The organism is Pseudomonas sp. G5(2012), assembly GCF_000408945.1.
Taxonomy (GTDB): domain Bacteria; phylum Pseudomonadota; class Gammaproteobacteria; order Pseudomonadales; family Pseudomonadaceae; genus Aquipseudomonas; species Aquipseudomonas umsongensis.
Genome location: NZ_APIO01000044.1, coordinates 21,241 through 39,710, shown reverse-complemented (window position 1 = coordinate 39,710; position 18,470 = coordinate 21,241). Strand labels below are relative to the sequence as shown.

At 59.6% G+C, this 18,470-nt stretch carries 19 protein-coding genes; 6 read left to right on the top strand and 13 right to left on the bottom strand.

What is annotated here, in order from left to right:
• The first annotated feature begins 91 nt into the window (after positions 1–91).
• Together PG5_RS14745 and PG5_RS14740 are read left to right on the top strand one after the other, a co-directional pair.
• The gene (locus PG5_RS14745) at positions 92–478 is read left to right on the top strand and encodes a hypothetical protein (protein ID WP_020797918.1); all 387 of its coding nucleotides are present in this window, start codon (positions 92–94) and stop codon (positions 476–478) included.
• A gap of 141 nt (positions 479–619) precedes the next feature.
• Complete coding sequence (locus tag PG5_RS14740; protein WP_177326141.1) at positions 620–1,924, top strand: hypothetical protein; 1,305 nt, start codon at positions 620–622, stop codon at positions 1,922–1,924.
• Positions 1,925–2,015: 91 nt separating this feature from the next.
• Here PG5_RS14740 and PG5_RS14735 read toward each other — a convergent pair whose 3' ends face one another.
• The 6 genes from PG5_RS14735 to exbB form a co-directional block, all read right to left on the bottom strand.
• A complete protein-coding gene (locus PG5_RS14735; RefSeq protein WP_020797916.1) occupies positions 2,016–3,416 on the bottom strand; it encodes an aminoacyl-tRNA deacylase and HDOD domain-containing protein in 1,401 nt (466 codons plus the stop codon).
• A gap of 78 nt (positions 3,417–3,494) precedes the next feature.
• On the bottom strand, positions 3,495–5,570 hold the full coding sequence (recG, locus tag PG5_RS14730; protein ID WP_020797915.1) for an ATP-dependent DNA helicase RecG: 2,076 nt from the start codon (positions 5,568–5,570) through the stop codon (positions 3,495–3,497).
• A gap of 8 nt (positions 5,571–5,578) precedes the next feature.
• The gene (locus PG5_RS14725; protein ID WP_008064487.1) at positions 5,579–6,508 is read right to left on the bottom strand and encodes a hydrogen peroxide-inducible genes activator; all 930 of its coding nucleotides are present in this window, start codon (positions 6,506–6,508) and stop codon (positions 5,579–5,581) included.
• Positions 6,509–6,682: 174 nt separating this feature from the next.
• Positions 6,683–7,432 (bottom strand): energy transducer TonB, encoded by a 750-nt coding sequence (locus PG5_RS14720; protein ID WP_020797914.1) that lies wholly within the window; start codon positions 7,430–7,432, stop codon positions 6,683–6,685.
• Positions 7,429–7,857 (bottom strand): TonB system transport protein ExbD, encoded by a 429-nt coding sequence (exbD, locus tag PG5_RS14715; RefSeq protein WP_020797913.1) that lies wholly within the window; start codon positions 7,855–7,857, stop codon positions 7,429–7,431. Before exbD ends, PG5_RS14720 begins: the two co-directional genes overlap by 4 nt.
• A gap of 6 nt (positions 7,858–7,863) precedes the next feature.
• Positions 7,864–8,838 carry a tonB-system energizer ExbB gene (exbB, locus tag PG5_RS14710; protein WP_033045207.1) on the bottom strand — a complete coding sequence of 325 codons (975 nt, stop codon included), beginning with the start codon at positions 8,836–8,838 and terminating at the stop codon, positions 7,864–7,866.
• A 190-nt stretch (positions 8,839–9,028) separates the two neighbouring features.
• Here exbB and PG5_RS14705 point away from each other — a divergent pair, with 190 nt between their 5' ends.
• Complete coding sequence (locus tag PG5_RS14705; RefSeq protein ID WP_020797911.1) at positions 9,029–9,886, top strand: SDR family oxidoreductase; 858 nt, start codon at positions 9,029–9,031, stop codon at positions 9,884–9,886.
• A gap of 126 nt (positions 9,887–10,012) precedes the next feature.
• On the opposite strand, the gene PG5_RS14700 is transcribed toward PG5_RS14705, so the two are convergent.
• The 6 genes from PG5_RS14700 to PG5_RS14675 form a co-directional block, all read right to left on the bottom strand.
• Positions 10,013–10,753 carry a hypothetical protein gene (locus tag PG5_RS14700; protein ID WP_020797910.1) on the bottom strand — a complete coding sequence of 247 codons (741 nt, stop codon included), beginning with the start codon at positions 10,751–10,753 and terminating at the stop codon, positions 10,013–10,015.
• 67 nt (positions 10,754–10,820) lie between these two features.
• Positions 10,821–11,201 carry a RidA family protein gene (locus tag PG5_RS14695; protein ID WP_003229509.1) on the bottom strand — a complete coding sequence of 127 codons (381 nt, stop codon included), beginning with the start codon at positions 11,199–11,201 and terminating at the stop codon, positions 10,821–10,823.
• A 27-nt stretch (positions 11,202–11,228) separates the two neighbouring features.
• Positions 11,229–13,334, bottom strand: coding sequence for a bifunctional GTP diphosphokinase/guanosine-3',5'-bis pyrophosphate 3'-pyrophosphohydrolase (spoT, locus tag PG5_RS14690; RefSeq protein ID WP_008062824.1), 2,106 nt, complete (start codon positions 13,332–13,334; stop codon positions 11,229–11,231).
• Between the two features lie 57 nt (positions 13,335–13,391).
• Positions 13,392–13,655 (bottom strand): DNA-directed RNA polymerase subunit omega, encoded by a 264-nt coding sequence (rpoZ, locus tag PG5_RS14685; RefSeq protein ID WP_007921129.1) that lies wholly within the window; start codon positions 13,653–13,655, stop codon positions 13,392–13,394.
• A gap of 167 nt (positions 13,656–13,822) precedes the next feature.
• Positions 13,823–14,443 carry a guanylate kinase gene (gmk, locus tag PG5_RS14680; protein ID WP_020797909.1) on the bottom strand — a complete coding sequence of 207 codons (621 nt, stop codon included), beginning with the start codon at positions 14,441–14,443 and terminating at the stop codon, positions 13,823–13,825.
• Between the two features lie 10 nt (positions 14,444–14,453).
• Positions 14,454–15,317 (bottom strand): YicC/YloC family endoribonuclease, encoded by an 864-nt coding sequence (locus tag PG5_RS14675; RefSeq protein ID WP_020797908.1) that lies wholly within the window; start codon positions 15,315–15,317, stop codon positions 14,454–14,456.
• Positions 15,318–15,584: 267 nt separating this feature from the next.
• Between PG5_RS14675 and rph the strand changes: the two genes are divergently transcribed.
• Positions 15,585–16,307 carry a ribonuclease PH gene (gene rph, locus PG5_RS14670; protein WP_020797907.1) on the top strand — a complete coding sequence of 241 codons (723 nt, stop codon included), beginning with the start codon at positions 15,585–15,587 and terminating at the stop codon, positions 16,305–16,307.
• 29 nt (positions 16,308–16,336) lie between these two features.
• Positions 16,337–16,705, top strand: coding sequence for a DUF4870 domain-containing protein (locus tag PG5_RS14665; protein ID WP_020797906.1), 369 nt, complete (start codon positions 16,337–16,339; stop codon positions 16,703–16,705).
• A 167-nt stretch (positions 16,706–16,872) separates the two neighbouring features.
• Here the strand turns inward: PG5_RS14665 and PG5_RS14660 are convergent, their stop codons facing one another.
• A complete protein-coding gene (locus tag PG5_RS14660; RefSeq protein WP_008062840.1) occupies positions 16,873–17,652 on the bottom strand; it encodes an exodeoxyribonuclease III in 780 nt (259 codons plus the stop codon).
• An 82-nt stretch (positions 17,653–17,734) separates the two neighbouring features.
• On the opposite strand from PG5_RS14660, the gene pyrE reads away from it, so the two are divergent.
• The gene (gene pyrE / locus PG5_RS14655) at positions 17,735–18,379 is read left to right on the top strand and encodes an orotate phosphoribosyltransferase (protein WP_020797905.1); all 645 of its coding nucleotides are present in this window, start codon (positions 17,735–17,737) and stop codon (positions 18,377–18,379) included.
• Positions 18,380–18,470: the final 91 nt, after the last annotated feature.

The window sequence follows — 18,470 nt, the reverse complement described above, 5'->3', positions numbered from 1 at the left end:
GGCATCTCCTCCAAACATATCTGGAAGGTGGCGTTCTGGAATTTAATCGCTACACTGCGCCGGCCGTTCATTTTTCTTCTGAGGCTTGCGCATGAAATTTCGTTTTCTGCTGTGGATGCTGGGTTTGTTGATGGGTAAGGCCAGTCGGACCAATCCGGCGTTTCAGCAGCAGCTGGGTGATAAAGAACTGGTGTTTCAACTGCAGACCCTGGACGGGAAAGTAGCGCGGCACTTCCGGGTGAAGGATCAGCGCATCACCAGCAAGGCGGGTGTGTATGCCGAGCCAGCGTTTGCGATTGCCTTCAAGGATGCGGCCTACGGCTTTGCCACGATGCAGGCCAAGAACAAGCAGTTGGCGTTCATGACGGGTATTCAGGACAAGTCGATTCAGATCAAGGGCAACCCGGCGCTGGTGATCTGGTTCCAAGGGTTGACCAAGTATTTGAAGCCGCGGAAGAAGCCAACTAAAGGTAGCTGAGTTCCGATTTTTTGGCCTGATAAGTCGGTTATCTGGCCTCAAAAGAATGTATAGCTATCATTTCTGACAGGTGTTTTAAATGAGGACATGCTCCATTGTGGGGGTCTTAGTACATCAATGCCGACCTGGTGGAGCCTGATCATGAGTCAATCGCAAGCTAAAATAGCTGGGAATTTTTACGATCAAACTTTTGGTATCGGAGGTGTTGTAACCTTCCCAATCGATAATGTCGCCGCTAGTGATTTTCCTCAGGCGATAGCTACCCTGCCACAAAACAAATTGCTGATGGTTACTACTGGTGACGATACAAGTCTAAAAATGGTAAGGCTAAATGAAGACGGATCACTTGACTCGTCGTTTGCCAGTGGTGGGAGTGTCGTTGTTCCGACGTCCCGTATCGGTTATTTTTATGCTAACTCATTGGATTTGTTGCCAGATGACAAGTTTCTTGTTAGTGGCGCGATAAATAACACTGTCGCAATTGTTCGGCAGGTAAAGGATGGTGCGCCAGATCCCTCGTTTGGCGATAATAATGATGGTCAAGTAAGTTATAACGTTTACAATTTTCTTGATAGCAATAGCTATCCTGGTGCCAGTTTTCACAGCAGTGAAGCTGAGGGGGAGCAGGTCGATAAATCAACCGGTTACTCAAGCGGTGTTAGAGGAGTCGCAACTGCACTGGATGGTCAAATTGTTTTGACTCGGACTATCAAAGTCGGCGCAAGCGATTTTAGGGTAATCGTGATTCGACTGAGCGAGAATGGTTCATTGGACGAAACATTTGGTGGTAAGGGCTATGTATTCATTGCTTCCGCTAGCTCGGAGGAGCGTTTTAGTCGTGGGGTACTGTTACAGCAGGACGGTAAAGTTTTGGTTTTCTTTACGTATAACCGCTATGTCCATGTCATTCGCTATAATCAGGACGGAAGCGTTGACATAAGTTACGGTGACAAAGGAACTGGTATTGTGACCATTCCGAGTATTAACTTATCCAGCACGCTAACTTCGATGGCACTAAAGCCTGACGGGGGGGTGGTAGCAGCAGGCGATAACGCAAGCGACTCTGGAAGGAGTACGCTACTCGTTTCTCTAACTTCGGATGGAAGTTTTTCCAAAGATTTCAATGATGGGCAGCCAGCGTTATCTGTTTATTCCGGATATCCAAACAATGTGGTGAAAAGTCTTGCTTTGCAGGATGACGGGCGAATCCTCGTTGGGCTGGCAGTGTTTGTTGGTGATAGTAGAGAGCTGGTCAACCTGGTTGCGCGTTACCTTCCTGATGGGTCTTTTGATACGACGTTTGGCGGCGGAAAAGGATTTATTGCTTTCGACGCAACTGAGGGCTTTTTCACGTCTCTCGCAGTGTTGCCGGACCACCGGGTGGTTTTTTGTGGTTATGGACGCGTAAGCGGTCTAGCAGGCCATGTGGTGCGCTGCTTGGCTTGATTTCTTCGGCCGCCTTTACCCATTGCCAGCTTGCTTGTTCCCACAGGGAAGATCCAAATCCTTGTAGGAGCGAGGCTGTCCCGCGAAGCTTTTAGGGTTGACTGAATTGCGACGCCAGCTCACGCAATAACACTTCAGCCTCCAGCACTTTGCTGACAACGTCTTCGGCTTTAGCACGGCTCAAGCCGAGACGCTCCAGCAGGGCGTCCGGAATGTCTTCATCCGGTCCGGAGCCAATGCCCCGGCTGCGCAGCAGGCGTACGGCCAGGCAAACAAGGTTCGGGTATTCGGCGTAGGTGCCGTCGTAGTTTGGGTCGTGCTGGAAGCGCAGCGCGGTGGTGAGTTCTTCCGGCATGTCCCAGTAGCGCATCAGCCATGAACCGATCTGTTCGCGACTGATGCCGAGCAGGTGTTGCTCGATGTAGCTGTGGCACAGGTGTGGGTTGACCTCCATGTGACGGCAGATCAGCGAGAAGTGCGGCGGGAACACGTGGGCCAGCAGCAGGTAGCCGAAGTTGTGCAGCAGGCCCGCCAGGTAGGTCAGGCCCGCTTCCGGGCGCTGGGTGCGGGGCATGGCCCGGGTCAGGCCTTCGATGACCGCGGCCGTGTAGATCGATTGCTGCCAGTACGGAGTGCTGTGTTGCGGGCGGTCCTTGGGCAGGCTCAAGGTTTTTCCCAGGGCCAGGCCCAGCGCCAGGTTGATCACCAGGTCGAAACCCAGTACCCGGACGATCGCGTCTTCTACCGAACGAATCTTGCCCGGTGAGGCGTAGTACGGCGATGCGGCCCAGCTCACCACTTGTGCGGCGAGGGCCGGGTCGGTTTCGACCACGCCGGTAATGTCGTCGATAGTGGCGTTAGGGTCGACGCGCAGCTTGATGATCTTCTGCGCCGTTTCGGCCAGCGGTGGAATCTCGATGGTCGCTTCCAGTCGTTGCTGGATACGTCGCGCCGTGAACGCCTGGACGGCTTGGGAGATCTCATCGCGGTCATCGTCAGGGCGATCAAGGTTGGGGCGGATGCTGCTCAGGTTCTCGCCGAAGTTGGCGGCGCTGGCCTTGGTCAGCATGGACCTGAAGGCTTCGCTGGTGATCTCCAGCAGCACGCCCGGCTCCCCCGAATTGACCAGCACCATGGGTTCGCGCAACAGGCTTTCTTCATACAGGCAGGGCGAACTGGTCAGCGATGGCAGGCCCGGCAGCAGGCTCAGGCTGTGTTTGCCGAGCATTTTCTGCAGACGCTCGGTCGACACGGCTGTGAGGCGGCGGCCTGTGAGTTCGGTCAGGCGATTGAGGTCCAGCAATTGACTCTGCGGATACAGCACCATCAGCGCGCCGACACTGTCATCGAGCAGCACGGCCTGGACTTTGCGCGCAGCGTTCAGGCCGTGATGGTCGAGCACTTCTTCGAAGGTAATGCCCATTTTGTCCAGCAGCAGCCGAATGACCGACGGAGCGTGCGGGGCAGCAGGTGCGAGGGCAACTTCGGTCATGGTCTGTATCCGTTCCAAAACAATTTCAGGAGTATAACCAGCTTGCTCAAAGCCATCGCCTGGAAACTGAGACGCTGCTCACACTTGGCCGTATTGCTGCCCGTGGCGCAACCAGCGGTCGAGTAACGGGCTGACATGGTCAGGCCAGCGTTCCAGCAAGGCCTGGGCGGCGTCGCGTACGGCAGGCAGCAGGTCGGCATCGCGCATCAGGTCGGCGACCTTGAATTGGAGCAGGCCGGTTTGCCGTGTGCCGAGCATTTCGCCGGGGCCGCGCAGTTCGAGGTCTTTTTCGGCAATCACAAAACCGTCGTTGGTTTCGCGCATGATACCCAGTCGCTGACGTCCGATCTGGGACAACGGCGGATGATAAAGCAGCACGCAATGGCTGACCGCGCTGCCCCGCCCCACGCGGCCGCGCAACTGGTGCAGTTGCGCCAGGCCCAGGCGTTCGGGGTTTTCGATGATCATCAGGCTGGCGTTGGGTACGTCCACGCCGACTTCAATGACTGTGGTGGCGACCAGCAGTTGCAGGTTGCCGGCCTTGAACTCGGCCATCACCGCCGCTTTTTCGGCAGGCTTCATGCGTCCATGGATCAAGCCGACTTTTAATTCGCCGAGGGCGGCGGTGAGGTCTTCGTGCGTAGTTTCAGCGGCCTGGCAGGTCAGCTCTTCCGATTCTTCGATCAGCGTGCACACCCAATAGGCCTGACGCCCTTCGGCGCAAGCACCGCGCACTCGTTCGATCACTTCGACGCGCCGGGTGTCAGTGACCAGCACCGTGTTCACCGGAGTACGGCCGGGGGGCAGTTCGTCGAGGATCGAGGTGTCGAGGTCGGCGTAGGCGCTCATGGCCAGCGTCCGGGGGATCGGCGTGGCGGTCATGATGAGTTGGTGTGGACACATCCGCCCGCCGACGCCTTTCTGCCGCAGCGCCAGGCGTTGCTGTACACCAAAGCGGTGCTGTTCGTCGATGATCGCCAGCGCGAGATTCTTGAACTGTACTTCGTCCTGGAACAGCGCGTGGGTGCCGACCACCATCGGCGCACCGCCCGCGATCTGCTCAAGCGCGGCGACACGGTTCTTGCCCTTGAGCTTGCCGGCGAGCCACGCGACTTCGATACCCAACGGTTCGAGCCAGCGCTTGAAGGTGATGAAGTGCTGCTCGGCGAGGATTTCGGTGGGCGCCATCAGGGCGACTTGATAACCGGCTTCCAGCGCCTGGAGTGCAGCCAACGCGGCGACCACGGTCTTGCCCGCGCCGACGTCGCCCTGAATCAGTCGCAGCATGGGTTCGTGCTGGCTGAGGTCGTAGGCGATTTCGTTGCCCACCCGTTGCTGCGCGCCCGTCGGGGTAAAGCCGAGGTTGGCTAAATATTGGCCGGGCAGCTTCGTGGCTTTCGGCATCGCTGGCGCGCGCAGGGCACGCATGCTCTCGCGCAGGCGCTGCTGGGACAGTTGATGGGTCAGCAGCTCTTCGAAGGCCAGGCGGTGCTGGGCCCAGTGGTGACCCAAGGCGAGTTCGTCGACATCGGCATCGGCAGGCGGGTTATGCAGGTAGCGGATCGCATCGGCCAGCGGCGCCAATTGGTAGTCGCGGGCCAGTTCCTTCGGCAGCCAGTCGGGCAGGCTGCTCGGGCCGAGCAAAGTCAGGGTTTGCATGCACAGCTGCCGAAGACGCTGTTGGGTCAGGCCTTCGGTGAGCGGGTACACCGGGGTCAGGGTTTCATCCACGGGCGGTGGTTCGTCGCCGGTGATGGCGCGGTATTCCGGGTGGTAGATTTCCAGCCCCGAGGCGCCGGGCCGCACTTCGCCGTAGCAGCGAATCCGCGTGCCGCGCTTGAGGCCTTCTTTCTGTGCATTGCTGAAATGATAGAAGCGCAGACTCAGGCCGCCGGTGCCGTCCTGCATGCGCACGACAAGGCTGCGGCGTCGGCCCATGACCACGTCTGCGCCGCTGACGGTGCCTTCGACGACGGCGTCCTGCCCTGGGCGCAGTGCGCCGATCGGCACTACGCGAGTGCGATCCTGGTAACGCAATGGCAAATGAAACAGAACGTCCTGGAGATTCTCCAGGCCGACCTTGGCCAGTTTTTCGGCCATGGCTTCGCCGACACCCTTGAGTGCCGTCACCGACACTTGCGACAACTCGGTCATGGCGTGGCTTAACCGGCCGTTACCGGTGCGGCGGGCTTGGCCACCGAGCACAGGCGAATGGAGTCAGCGAGAATTTCAATGGCCTTGGGTCGCGGGAAGCTCGCACGCCAGGCAATGGCTACGGTGCGGAATGGCACTGGCGCCGACAGTGGTCGAACCTCGATCACGCCGGGGGCGTAGTGATGGCTATCGACCGCCGACAGCGGCAAGATTGAAATGCCGAGGCCGGAGGCCACCATGTGGCGGATGGTTTCCAGCGAACTGGACTCCACCGTGGTGTGCTTGGCGCCGTCGTTGCCCTTGGCCAGTGTCGGGCAGGCTTCGAGTACCTGGTCGCGGAAGCAGTGCCCTTCGCCGAGCAGCAGCAGGCTCTTGTCGTTGAGCAGGTTGGCGTCGATGGATTCTTTCTGCGTCCATGGGTGCTGAGCCGGCATCAGGACATAGAACGGCTCGTCATAGAGCTGCAAGGTCAGCACGTCGGCTTCGTTGAACGGCAGGGCGATGATGATCGCGTCGAGTTCGCCATTGCGCAGTTTGTCGCGCAGCACGTGGGTGAAGTTTTCCTCGATGTACAACGGCATCTGCGGGGCAACCCGGTGCAGTTGCGGGATCAGGTGCGGAAACAGGTACGGGCCGACGGTATAGATCGCGCCGACCTTGAGCGGCGCGGTCAACTGGTTCTTGCCAGCCTGGGCCAGTTCGCGAATGCCCTGGGCCTGCTCGAGTACTTTTTGCGCCTGGGCGACGATGCCTTCGCCAACCGGGGTCAAGCGCACGGCGCTTTTGCTGCGCTCAAAAATCAGCACACCGAGTTCGTCTTCAAGCTTTTTCACGCCCACCGACAGGGTTGGTTGGCTGACGTGACAACGCTCGGCGGCATGGCCGAAGTGTTGTTCTTGGGCGAGGGTAACGATGTAGCGTAATTCTGTGAGGGTCATAGCAAGCGTCCATGAAGTTGCGAGCCAAGCATACCGGCTGCAATCGATAGACGCACGTTATCAGAAGGTATGTGGCGTGTAACACAGGGCAATACCGGTTTGCCGTATCCAGATATGCAAAAGGCACCTTATCGGTGCCTTTTGCAGAGCCAGGGGCCTGGATGGCCGGTGTGATCAGCGTCGGCGCTTGTCGATCGAGTACACAAAGGGTGCAACGATTTCGATGGAGCCATTGGTCAGCATGTCGGCCGGCGGCTTGGGCAGCGGCTGCGCTCGGCGAATCATGTCCAGGGTCGCCCGGTCCAGATCGGCTGTGCCCGAAGCGCCCACCAGCTCGAAAGACAGGACGTTGCCTTCGCCGTCCACCACGAAACGCAGACGGTTCATGCCTTCCTTGCCCCGTGCCTGTGCACTGGCAGGGTACTTCTTGTACTTTTGCAAGTGCGCCAGCAATGCGCCTTGCCAACTCGCCTTGGCCGCGACTTGAGCCGCTGAAGGGCCTGGTGCAGGCTGTGCGGACTTCTCCGTCGGCGCCTGGGTCGGCTGCGTGTCGGCGGGTTTCTCCTCCGACGGCTTTTCCTTTGGCGGATCAGGCTTCTTCTCTACCGGTTTGGGCGGCTGAGGCTTCGGCTTGGGTTTTACCGGCTTGGGCACGGCAATCTCGGCCTTCGGCGCTTCGGCAAGCTTGGGTATCGGCAATTCTTCAACCGGAGCGGGCGGCTGCGGTGGCGTGACGACCTTCGGCGGTGCAGGCGGTGGCGGGGCGGGAAGCGGTGCCAGTTCGACCATCATTGCCTGAGGTGGCAATTCGATGGGCGGGTTGGCAGTCCAGTTCACGGCCAGTGCGATGGCCAGCGCGTGAACGCCCAGCACAATGGCCAGGCTACCGCTGTAACGCGTCAGCTTATGGCGCGTATTGATCATTTCTTGGCTGCCGTCTCGAGTCCGACCAGGCCCACCTTCAGGTAACCGGCGGCGCGCAGATTGTCCATCACGCTCATCAAGTCGCCGTAATCCACGCCTTTATCGGCCTGGAAGAAGATCGTCGTGTCTTTCTTGCCCTGGGTCCTGGCGTCGAGCGTGGCGCCAAGTGCTTCGACCTTCACTTCGTCTTCGCCGAGGAACAGGCGCTGGTCAGCCTTGACGCTGAGGAACACCGGTTTCTCCGGCCGTGGCGCCGGCTTGGCGGTGGACGCGGGCAGGTCGACCTTAATGTCTACGGTAGCCAGCGGGGCCGCCACCATGAAGATGATCAGCAGCACCAACATCACGTCGATGAACGGCGTGACGTTGATTTCGTGGTTTTCGGACAGATCGTCGTCTGCCCCTTCTTTCAAATGCAGGCCCATGGCCGATTACCCCACTTTCACCATGTGCGGATGTGAGCTGCGCTCAGGCTGGTGGTCGAGGTCGCGGCTGACCAGCAGCAGGACCTCTGCCGACGCGTCGGAGACCTGCGCTTTGTAACCGGCGATGGAGCGGGCGAACACGTTGTAGATCACCACCGCAGGGATCGCTGCAACCAGGCCCAGAGCCGTGGCCAACAGGGCTTCGGCGATGCCGGGGGCGACGACGGCGAGGTTGGTCGTCTGGGTCTTGGCGATGCCGATGAAGCTGTTCATGATGCCCCATACGGTACCGAACAGGCCGACGAACGGCGCTGTGGAACCGATGGTGGCAAGCACGCCGGTGCCGCTGCTCATGTTGCGACCGCAAGCCGCTACCAGGCGCTCAAGGCGGAAGCTGACGCGCTCCTTGATGCCTTCTTTTTCACGGCTGTTGACCGACAGGCGCATCTCTTCGAGGGCATCATGGACCAGCAGGTTGGCCAGGGTGCCTTCCTTTGCCGCAGTGGCGCTGGCTTCCTTGAGGGAGGCGGACTTTTTCAGCTGGGCGATTTCACCGCGCAGGCGACGCTTGGCGCCCATCAACTCAAGACCCTTGGCGATCCAGATGGTCCAGGTGATGATCGAGGCGATGGCCAGGCCGATCATCACGATTTTCACGATGATGTCGGCGTTCTGGTACATGCCCCACGGCGACAGGTCATGGGCCATGCCCAGGGTGTTGTCGGCCTCGAGGACTTCGGGAGCGTCTTCACCAATCGCGTCTGCCGGTACTGCCTGGGCAGGATCGGTCGCGACCGGCGCCGCTGCCGGGCCGGCGTGGTCGGCCTGGGCAGGTGCGGCGGCGGCAGTCGGGGTGGCGGGGGCTTGTGCGTCAGCAAAGGCGGCGGTTGGCGCCAGCATCAGGCTGAGTAGCAGGGCGGCCACCGCGCTCCAGGCGCGAGGTCGTTTGGTTGGCGAAGCGGAGAGTTGAATACGTGTCATGCTGGGCCGGACCTGAAGGAAAAAGACGGTTAATGTTCTTCCAGGCCTCGTAAGGCCGAGAACAAAAGTGGTCCGCATTATTGCAAGTAATTCTTGTTAACAGAAGTAATAGCGTCTCTTTTTTTCCTGCATTGCTAGCCGCTCGTCCATTGCCAGCGCTGGTTTGTCCATTTTCAAGGAGAGTTTTCTGATGTCCGCACCCTCTGTTTTGATCGCCGGTTGCGGTGATGTCGGCAGTCGCCTGGCCACGCAGTTGTTGGCTGGCGGGTGGGAAGTCCATGGCCTGCGCCGTGACGTTTCGCGCCTGCCCGACGGGGTTGTCGGAGTGGCCGGCGACCTGTTCAACAAGGACTGCCCGGCAACTTGGCCGGTCGGTGCGGTGGATTACCTGGTGTATTGCGCGGCCGCCACCGATCACGATGAAGCGGGTTATCGGGCCGCTTATGTCCAGGGCTTGCAGCATGTGCTGGAGTGGCTGGACGACTATGGCCAGGTGCCCAATCGCTTGTTGTTCGTTTCCAGTAGCAGTGTCTACGGCCAGCAGCAGGGCGAGTGGATTGATGAGACTTCGCCAGCCGTGGCGGCGGGTTATTCAGGGCGTGTGATGCTTGAAGCGGAGCAGATTGCTCTCAATAGCGGCATCCCGGCCAGTATCGTGCGTTTGACCGGTATCTACGGCCCGGGTCGTGAATGGTTGCTGACCCAGGTTCGCCGCGGGTATCGCGTGGCGATCGATCCGCCGCTGTACGCCAATCGAATTCATGCCGATGACGCCGCCGGCTTGATGGCGTGTCTGCTCGAGGCGGACCGGCGTGGCGTGGCACTGGACGATGTCTATATAGGTGTTGATGACGAACCCGCCGCGCTGGCGGATGTGGTGGGCTGGTTGCGCGAGTACATGGGTGTGACCGAATGGGCGGAGGACGCCACTGTGCGCCGCACCGGGAGCAAGCGTTGTAGTAACGCGCGGGCGAAGGCGTTGGGTTGGATGCCGAAGTATCCGAGTTTTCGCGAGGGTTATGCGGCGATCATTGAAGGGAATTGTTAACTGCCAGACGCCCGAATCAATCGTGGGAGCGAGCCTGCTCGCGAAGAGGTCGTAACATTCAACATTTATGTCGACTGATACACCGCTTTCGCGAGCAGGCTCGCTCCCACATGGGGCATGTGTGGATTACTGTTTTTCCAGCAGCCACTTGCGATTGCCCGGTGTGTACTGGGGCATTTCGTCTGCCTGGGCGGTATTCACCGCCTGGAAGATTTCCAGTTCCTTGCCTTTGCGCGCAAAGATCCAGGGGTTTCCTTGTCCGTTGAGTTGCAACCACATGTTGTCGTTGCCACCGCTCATCGATGCACAATCACCCGCCAGGCACAGGGCATATCGATCGGCTTCCGGCAGGCCGATGACCTGGCCGTCGGCCTGGAACTGCACGCTATTGCCTTCGCCGGGGCCGCTGACGACCTTCCAGCTACCGCCCATGTACGCCGAGTACAGCGCGCGTTCGAAACTGGCGCCCATCGGTGCGCCATCCGGAACCGGAATCAATGCGCGGTCGAAGACCTGCTCGGGTTCGTTGTCGCTGGCGGCCTGGCTCAGTTGCTTGCCGTCACGCTTGAGCTCGCTGGCAGAGCTGCCATAAAAGTCGACTTTCCAGGCGCCGGACTGTTCGCCCAGCAACTTGCCTTCGACATTTTCAAAGCCATTGGTGTAGCGGGCCTGACTGGCCTTGGTATTGACGTCCCACTCCAGGTTCGGACCATAGGCCTGGAGGGCTTCACGCAGGGGGCCGCCTTTGGCTGCAGCATCGATCGCCGCCTGGTTGATCCAGGTGCCGCTGATATCACGGTCGGCAGGGTTGCTGGCACAACCGCCCAAAAACAGGGCGAGCAGCGAGAGAACAAGCGCTTTGCGCATGGTGGAATCCTTTCAGGCTTTCTTTACTGCAGAGCGGTCGGCGCAGCCATTGGCTGCGCCAGACGCGTTACTCGATGACCAGGATGGCATCCATTTCAACCTGCGAACCCTTTGGCAGGGCCGCAACGCCAATGGCGGCGCGTGCTGGGTAAGGCTGGTCGAAGTATTTGCCCATGATCTCGTTGACCTTGGCGAAATGGCTCAGGTCGGTGAGGAAGATGTTCAATTTGACGATGTCCTTGAACGAACCACCGGCGGCTTCGGCCACGGCCTTGAGGTTCTCGAACACCTGGACGGTCTGTGCTTCGAAGCCTTCGACCAGTTCCATGGTTTTTGGGTCCAGAGGGATCTGGCCCGACATGTAGACGGTGTTGCCAGCCTTGATCGCCTGGGAGTAAGTACCGATGGCGGCCGGGGCCTTGTCGCTGGTGATAACAGTCTTGGTCATGAATGACTCCTTGTAATGGGTGGGTGGCTACGCGCGCATGCGGGTGATGCGGATCACCCCGGTCAGGGCGCGCAGTTTCTTGATCACGCGGGCCAGGTGCACACGGTCGTGCACGCTGACCACCAGTTGGACCACGCTGATGCGACCATCGCGTTCATCCATGCTGATTTTTTCGATGTTGCCGTCGGCCGCGTTGACGCTGCTGGCCAGCAGGGCGATCAGGCCGCGCTGGTGTTCCAGCTCAACGCGCAGTTCGACGTTGAATTCGCCGGTGACATCCTTGGCCCACGAGAGCTGGATGCATTTTTCCGGGTTGTGGCGGATTTCGCTGATGTTGCGGCAGTTGTCCAGGTGCACGACCATGCCCTTGCCCGCGGACAGGTGACCGACAATCGGGTCGCCCGGGATCGGTGTGCAGCACTTGGCGTAGCTGAGGACCAGACCTTCGGTGCCGCGGATCGCCAACGGACCTTCAGGGCTGGGTAACTGCTCGCCTTCGCCAAGCAGGCGTCGGGCGACGACGTAGGCCATGCGATTGCCCAGGCCGATGTCTTCAAGCAAGTCTTCGATCAGTTCGAGGCGGTACTCGGCAAGCATCGCTTTCACGCGCTCGGCCGGGATTTTTTCCAGCGAGCTGTCGAAGCCGTTGAGCACCTTGTTCAGCAGGCGTTCGCCCAGGCTGATGGACTCGGAACGGCGCTGCAGTTTCAGCGCATGGCGAATATGGGTGCGTGCTTTGCCGGTAACCACGAAATTGAGCCACGCCGGGTTCGGCCGTGCGCCGGGAGCACTGACGATCTCGACCGTGGAACCGCTTTGCAACGGTTCGGACAGCGGCGCGAGGCGACGGTTGATCCGGCAGGCAATGCAGCTGTTGCCGACGTCGGTGTGCACCGCGTAGGCGAAGTCGACCGCCGTGGAGCCCTTGGGCAGCTCCATGATCCGGCCTTTGGGCGTGAACACGTAGACCTCGTCCGGGAACAGGTCGATCTTCACGCTTTCGATGAACTCCAGCGAGTTGCCGGCCCGTTGCTGCATTTCCAGTACGCCCTTGACCCACTGGCGCGCGCGCGCATGCGTGCCTTTTGGCTGCTCGTCGCCGCTGGATTTGTACAGCCAATGGGCGGCGATGCCGTTGTTGGCCATCTCTTCCATTTCGCGGGTGCGGATCTGGATCTCGATCGGAACACCGTGCATGCCGAACAGCGTGGTGTGCAGCGACTGATAGCCGTTGGCCTTGGGGATCGCGATGTAATCCTTGAAGCGCCCCGGCAACGGTTTGTACAAATTATGAACAGCACCCAGCACGCGGTAGCAGGTATCGACCTTGTCGACGATGATCCGGAATGCATATACATCCATGATCTCGTTGAAGGCCCGACGCTTGCCGCGCATCTTCTTATAGATGCCGTAGAGGTGTTTCTGGCGCCCGCTGACCTCGCCCTGGATGCCATCGATGGCCAGGCAATGGCTGAGGGATTCTTCGATCTTGTTGACGATTTCCTTGCGGTTGCCCCGGGCGCGCTTGACCGCCTGGTAGATTCGCGCGGAACGCATCGGGTGCATGGCCTTGAAGCCGAGGTCTTCGAATTCTATGCGGATGGCGTGCATGCCCAGCCGGTTGGCGATGGGTGCATAGATTTCCAGGGTTTCCTTGGCGATGCGCCGGCGCTTTTCGCCGGACAGCACTTCCAGCGTGCGCATGTTGTGCAGGCGGTCGGCCAGCTTGACCAGGATCACGCGAATGTCGCGCGCCATGGCCATGGCCATTTTCTGGAAGTTTTCAGCCTGGGCTTCGGCCTTGGTCTCGAAGTTCATCTGGGTCAGTTTGCTGACCCCGTCGACCAGTTCGGCCACGGTTTCGCCAAATTGCGCTTGCAGCGCTTCCTTGGCAATGCCGGTGTCTTCGATCACGTCATGCAGCATGGCCGCCATCAGGCTCTGATGGTCCATGTGCATGTCCGCAAGAATATTCGCCACCGCAAGTGGGTGCGTGACGTACGCCTCACCGCTACGGCGGCGTTGGCCGTCGTGGGCTTGTTCGGCGTAGAAATACGCTCGGCGGACCAGGTTGACCTGGTCTTTGCCGAGGTAGGTCGATAAGCGATCGGCGAGGGCGTCTATGCTCGGCATGATGACTCCTGCCGCAAGCTGTGTTCCCGCGCCGTGCTACGTCGACCAGGCATAGGCTTAGACGGCCTCGTTGGACTCGTCCTCGAATGCAGCGAAAAGCGGTTCATCTTCAACGATTTCGGCTTCGGCGATAGCTGCGTAGTCGATCAGGCCTTCAGCGATTTCACGCAGGGCGACGACGGTAGGCTTGTCGTTTTCCCATGCTACTTTCGGCTCTTTGCCGCCGGTGGCCAGTTGACGGGCACGCTTGGTAGAGAGCATGACCAGCTCAAAGCGGTTATCCACGTGTTCTAGGCAGTCTTCAACGGTTACGCGGGCCATGGTCTTCCTCGTAGCAAATGCAATATGCGCGCTGCCCGGATGGGCGAGCGGACTCAACAGTTTAAAAAATCACCAGCGTTTAGGGAAGCGCTGATTTTTTGACCAAGCTCTTCAACGCGCTGCAAGTGCCAATGTAAAGCCCTTGCAGCTGTTTTGGGAAGAGCTCTTTAGCCGAGTAATTCAGCCAGTAATTTGCCAAAACGTTGCTGCTGGCGTTTTTGTTGCAACTGATTGGCGCGGAAAATCGCCTTCAGGTCGTCCAGTGCGTGGGCGAAATCGTCGTTGATGATCAGGTAGTCGTAGTCGACGTAGTGGCTCATTTCGCTGACGGCTTCGCGCATGCGACCTTCGATGATCTCGTTGCTGTCCTGGCCGCGATTGTCCAGGCGCTGGCGCAGGGCCTCCTGGCTCGGCGGCAGGATGAAGATCGAGCGCGCCTGGGGCATCAGCTTGCGCACCTGCTCGGCGCCTTGCCAGTCGATTTCCAGGATCAGGTCATGGCCTTCGTCCAGCGTCTGCTGCAGATGGCTCTGCGAGGTGCCGTAGAGATTGCCGAACACCTCGGCGCGCTCAAGGAAATCGCCGTGCTCGATCATCTTCACGAACTGTTCGCGCGAGACGAAGTTGTAGTTCACGCCATCCACTTCGCCCGGGCGCATCGCGCGGGTGGTGTGGGAAACGGAAACCTGGATCTGCGGCTGGGCGTCGATCAAGGCCTTGACCAGGCTGGTCTTGCCGGCGCCCGAAGGCGCGGAAATGATGTAGAGGGTGCCGGTGCTATGGGTCATGGGGTTTGCCTTACTCAATATTCTGCACTTGTTCGCGCATCTGCTCGATCAACACCTTGAGGTTGACCGCAGCCTGGGTGCTGCGCGGGTCGAAGGCTTTGGAGCCCAGTGTGTTGGCTTCGCGGTTGAGTTCCTGCATCAGGAAGTCCAGGCGCCGACCGGCGGCGCCGCCGGACTTGAGCACCCGGCGAACTTCGATGATGTGAGTGCTCAGGCGATCCAGTTCTTCGGCGACGTCGCTTTTTTGCGCGAGCATGACCATTTCCTGCTCCAGGCGCTGCGGGTCCATCTCGGCCTTCATGTCGGCAAAGCGGTCGAGCACTTTCTGGCGCTGGGTGGCGAGCATCTGCGGAACCAGTTCGCGCAGGGTCACCACGTCTTCTTCAATGGACGTCAGGCGATCGTTGATCAGCCGTGCCAGCTCCGCGCCTTCGCGCTCGCGGCCGGCCTTGAGCTCTTTGAGGCCCTGGTTGAACAGTGCCAGTGCCTCGGCGTTCAGCGCTTGCGGGTCGGTCGCGTCGCCCACCAATACGCCGGGCCAGGCCAGCACTTCGAGTGGGTTGAGCGCAGCTGGGTTCTTGATCAGGCTGGCAATGGTCTCGGCGGCCGCAACCAGTTGTGCTGCGCGTGCCTGGTCCACCTGCAGTGGTTTACCGGTATTTTCTTCGGTGAAGCGCAGGGTGCATTCGAGCTTGCCTCGGGAGACAGCCTGGCGCAGCGCTTCGCGTACGGCGCCTTCGAGGTCGCGGAAGGACTCCGGCAGGCGCAAGTGGGGTTCCAGGTAGCGGCTGTTGACCGAGCGCAGCTCCCAGCTCAGGGTGCCCTGGCCCCCGGCTTTCTCGACGCGGGCGAAGGCGGTCATGCTGTGCACCATGGAGGTACCTCGCAATGCAGATCGGCGCGCAACTGACGTTCCGGCAATCCGATATGAATGAATTTAAGCCGACTGGCAGCAAAGGCGCAGGATTGTAGCGCAGTGGCGTGGATGCGCCCAAACACACGGTGTGACAAAGGCCTGCAGGTCGTCGGCAGCGGGCTGTGCAGAGCCTTCGCTCGTCCGAGGATTTTTTTAGAAGTGCCCAGTCGTGGCTGGCGGCTCTATAATGCTCCGCAGTTTTCCGTCCCCGTACAGGTATCCCTTATGAAACGTCCAAGTGGTCGCGCTGCCGATCAGCTCCGCTCGATCCGCATTACCCGCAACTACACCAAACACGCCGAGGGATCCGTACTGGTCGAGTTCGGTGATACCAAGGTCATCTGCACCGTCAGCGTCGAAAACGGCGTGCCGCGGTTCCTCAAGGGCCAGGGCCAGGGCTGGTTGACGGCCGAGTACGGCATGTTGCCGCGCGCCACCGGCGAGCGTAACCAGCGTGAAGCCAGCCGCGGCAAGCAAGGCGGCCGTACCCTGGAGATCCAGCGCCTGATCGGCCGTTCCCTGCGCGCTGCGCTGGACATGTCCAAGCTGGGTGACATCACCCTGTACGTTGACTGCGATGTGATCCAGGCTGACGGTGGCACGCGCACCGCCTCCATCACCGGCGCCATGGTTGCCCTGGTCGATGCCTTGAAAGTGATCAAGAAGCGTGGCGGCCTGAAAGGCGGCGACCCACTCAAGCAAATGATCGGCGCCGTGTCGGTGGGCATGTATCAAGGCGAACCTGTGCTCGACCTCGACTACCTGGAAGATTCGGCGGCCGAGACCGACCTGAACGTGGTGATGACCAGCACTGGCGGCTTCATCGAAGTCCAGGGCACTGCCGAAGGCGCGCCGTTCCAGCCTGAAGAGCTGAACGCCATGCTGGAACTGGCGAAAAAAGGCATGAACGAAATCTTTGATCTGCAAAAGGCTGCACTGGCCGACTGATCTGGATACCTGTAGGCAAGGAGGGCGCCATGAGTGAAGAGCAACAGCTACTTCCCACCCCGAGCAAAGAGGTTCGGCAGTGGGCCATGTTTTGTCACTTGTCCGCCTTGCTGGGGATCTGGATTCCATTCGGTACGCTGATCGGCCCGCTGGTTCTGTGGCAGATGAAGCGCGAGATGGACCCGTTCATCGACGCGCAGGGCAAGGAGGCGCTGAACTTTCAGATCACGGTCGCCATTGCTTCCGCCATTTGCTTGCTGCTGATGCTGGTGATTATCGGGTTTTTCCTGTTCGGCCTGGTGGCGATTGGGGCGCTGGTCTTGACCATCATCGGTGGTGTGAAAGCCAATGAAGGGGTGCCATATCGGTATCCGTTCACCTGGCGGTTGATCAAATAACGATCAGCGAAGATCTTTTTGTGGGAGCGAGCCTGCTCGCGAAAGCATTGTGCCAGGCGACATTTGTATTAACTGACACTCCGCCTTCGCGAGCAGGCTCGCTCCGACAGAAAACTAATCACCCATAAAAAAGCCGACATCGCTGTCGGCTTTTTTGCATCTGACACTTAGATGGTCAGCGTCCAGTCGTAGTCCACGATCAGTGGCGCATGTTGCGAGAACCGTGGCTGACGTGGCAGGCGCGCGCTGCGTACGAAGCGGCGCAGGCCCGGGGTCAGGATCTGGTAATCGAAGCGCCAGCCGAGGTTGAGCATTTCGGCCTGTTCGTTATCCGGCCACCAGCTGTACTGGTCGCCTTCACGGCTGACTTCGCGCAGGGCATCGACGTAACCCATGTTGCCGACAATCTCGTCCATCCAGGCGCGTTCAGGCGCCAGGAAGCCCGGGGATTGCTGGCTGTCACGCCAGTTCTTGATGTCCAGTTTCTGTTGCGCCACATACAGCGAGCCACAATAAATGTACTCGCGGCGTTTGCGCCGCTGCTTGTCCAGGTACTTGGCGAAGTCGTCCATGAGCTTGAACTTCTGGTTCAAGTCCTCATCGCCGTTCATCCCGGAAGGAAGCAGCAGGGTTGCAATACTAACTTTGTCGAAATCTGCTTGCAGGTAGCGCCCGTAGCGGTCTGCCGTCTCGAAACCGAGACCGCTGATGACAGCCTTCGGTTGCAACCGCGAGTACAAAGCCACGCCGCCTTGGGCGGGAACTTCGGCGTCGCAGGCATAAAGGAAGTATCCATCCAGTTGGAAGGCTGGATCGTCCAGTTCAAAGGCGGAGGCACGGGTGTCCTGCAGGCAGATGACGTCGGCATTCTGTGCCTGCAGCCAACTGAGCAAACCTCGCTCGACTGCAGCCTGAATACCATTGACGTTCACACTGATGATCCGCATAAATGGCCCCAAAAATCGCGTGCGTGTATGATACACGGCGTCAACCTAATTAGCTAAATCCGTGGTATTTGGGGTTTTTTTCATGCAAGCGTATCAGCGCGATTTCATTCGTTTTGCCATCGATCGCGGCGTTTTGCGCTTCGGTGAGTTCACCCTGAAGTCCGGGCGCACCAGTCCTTACTTCTTCAATGCGGGCCTGTTCAACTCGGGTTCGGCCCTGGCGCAGCTGGGTCGTTTCTACGCTGCAGCCATTGCCGAAAGCGGTATTGGCTTCGATGTTCTGTTCGGTCCGGCCTACAAAGGGATCCCTTTGGCGGCGACCACTGCAGTGGCATTGGCCGAACATCACGGTCGTGACCTGCCATGGTGCTTCAATCGCAAGGAAGCCAAGGCTCACGGTGAAGGCGGTAGCCTGGTCGGCGCGCCGCTGACCGGCAATGTGCTGATCATCGACGACGTGATTACCGCTGGCACCGCGATCCGTGAAGTGATGCAGATCATCGCCTCCCAGGACGGCGCCAAGGCGGCCGGCGTGCTGATCGCCCTGAACCGTCAGGAGCGTGGCAACGGTGAGTTGTCAGCGATCCAGGAAGTGGAGCGTGATTTCGGTATTCCGGTGATCAGCATCGTTTCGCTGAACCAGGTGCTCGAGTTCCTGGCTGACGATCCGCAGCTCAAGCAGCACCTGCCAGCCGTGGAAGCCTACCGCGCCCAATTCGGCGTTTAACACGATCCCTGTAGGAGCTGCCGCAGGCTGCGATCTTTTGATCCTGTTTTTTACAAGCCAAGTCAAAAGATCGCAGCCTGCGGCAGCTCCT

Bases quoted from the DNA above. Each gene is read 5' to 3' on its own strand.
- PG5_RS14665 (WP_020797906.1), top strand. From the start codon at position 16,337: ATGAGTGAAGAGCAACAGCTACTTCCCACCCCGAGCAAAGAGGTTCGG.
- PG5_RS14735 (WP_020797916.1), bottom strand. From the start codon at position 3,416: ATGACCGAAGTTGCCCTCGCACCTGCTGCCCCGCACGCTCCGTCGGTC.
- gmk (WP_020797909.1), bottom strand. From the start codon at position 14,443: ATGACCCATAGCACCGGCACCCTCTACATCATTTCCGCGCCTTCGGGC.
- PG5_RS14720 (WP_020797914.1), bottom strand. From the start codon at position 7,432: ATGATCAATACGCGCCATAAGCTGACGCGTTACAGCGGTAGCCTGGCC.
- PG5_RS14675 (WP_020797908.1), bottom strand. From the start codon at position 15,317: ATGGTGCACAGCATGACCGCCTTCGCCCGCGTCGAGAAAGCCGGGGGC.
- PG5_RS14740 (WP_177326141.1), top strand. From the start codon at position 620: ATGAGTCAATCGCAAGCTAAAATAGCTGGGAATTTTTACGATCAAACT.
- PG5_RS14745 (WP_020797918.1), top strand. From the start codon at position 92: ATGAAATTTCGTTTTCTGCTGTGGATGCTGGGTTTGTTGATGGGTAAG.
- PG5_RS14705 (WP_020797911.1), top strand. From the start codon at position 9,029: ATGTCCGCACCCTCTGTTTTGATCGCCGGTTGCGGTGATGTCGGCAGT.
- PG5_RS14695 (WP_003229509.1), bottom strand. From the start codon at position 11,201: ATGACCAAGACTGTTATCACCAGCGACAAGGCCCCGGCCGCCATCGGT.
- rpoZ (WP_007921129.1), bottom strand. From the start codon at position 13,655: ATGGCCCGCGTAACCGTTGAAGACTGCCTAGAACACGTGGATAACCGC.
- exbD (WP_020797913.1), bottom strand. From the start codon at position 7,857: ATGGGCCTGCATTTGAAAGAAGGGGCAGACGACGATCTGTCCGAAAAC.
- PG5_RS14700 (WP_020797910.1), bottom strand. From the start codon at position 10,753: ATGCGCAAAGCGCTTGTTCTCTCGCTGCTCGCCCTGTTTTTGGGCGGT.
- pyrE (WP_020797905.1), top strand. From the start codon at position 17,735: ATGCAAGCGTATCAGCGCGATTTCATTCGTTTTGCCATCGATCGCGGC.
- PG5_RS14660 (WP_008062840.1), bottom strand. From the start codon at position 17,652: ATGCGGATCATCAGTGTGAACGTCAATGGTATTCAGGCTGCAGTCGAG.
- rph (WP_020797907.1), top strand. From the start codon at position 15,585: ATGAAACGTCCAAGTGGTCGCGCTGCCGATCAGCTCCGCTCGATCCGC.
- PG5_RS14725 (WP_008064487.1), bottom strand. From the start codon at position 6,508: ATGACCCTCACAGAATTACGCTACATCGTTACCCTCGCCCAAGAACAA.
- recG (WP_020797915.1), bottom strand. From the start codon at position 5,570: ATGACCGAGTTGTCGCAAGTGTCGGTGACGGCACTCAAGGGTGTCGGC.
- spoT (WP_008062824.1), bottom strand. From the start codon at position 13,334: ATGCCGAGCATAGACGCCCTCGCCGATCGCTTATCGACCTACCTCGGC.
- exbB (WP_033045207.1), bottom strand. From the start codon at position 8,838: ATGACACGTATTCAACTCTCCGCTTCGCCAACCAAACGACCTCGCGCC.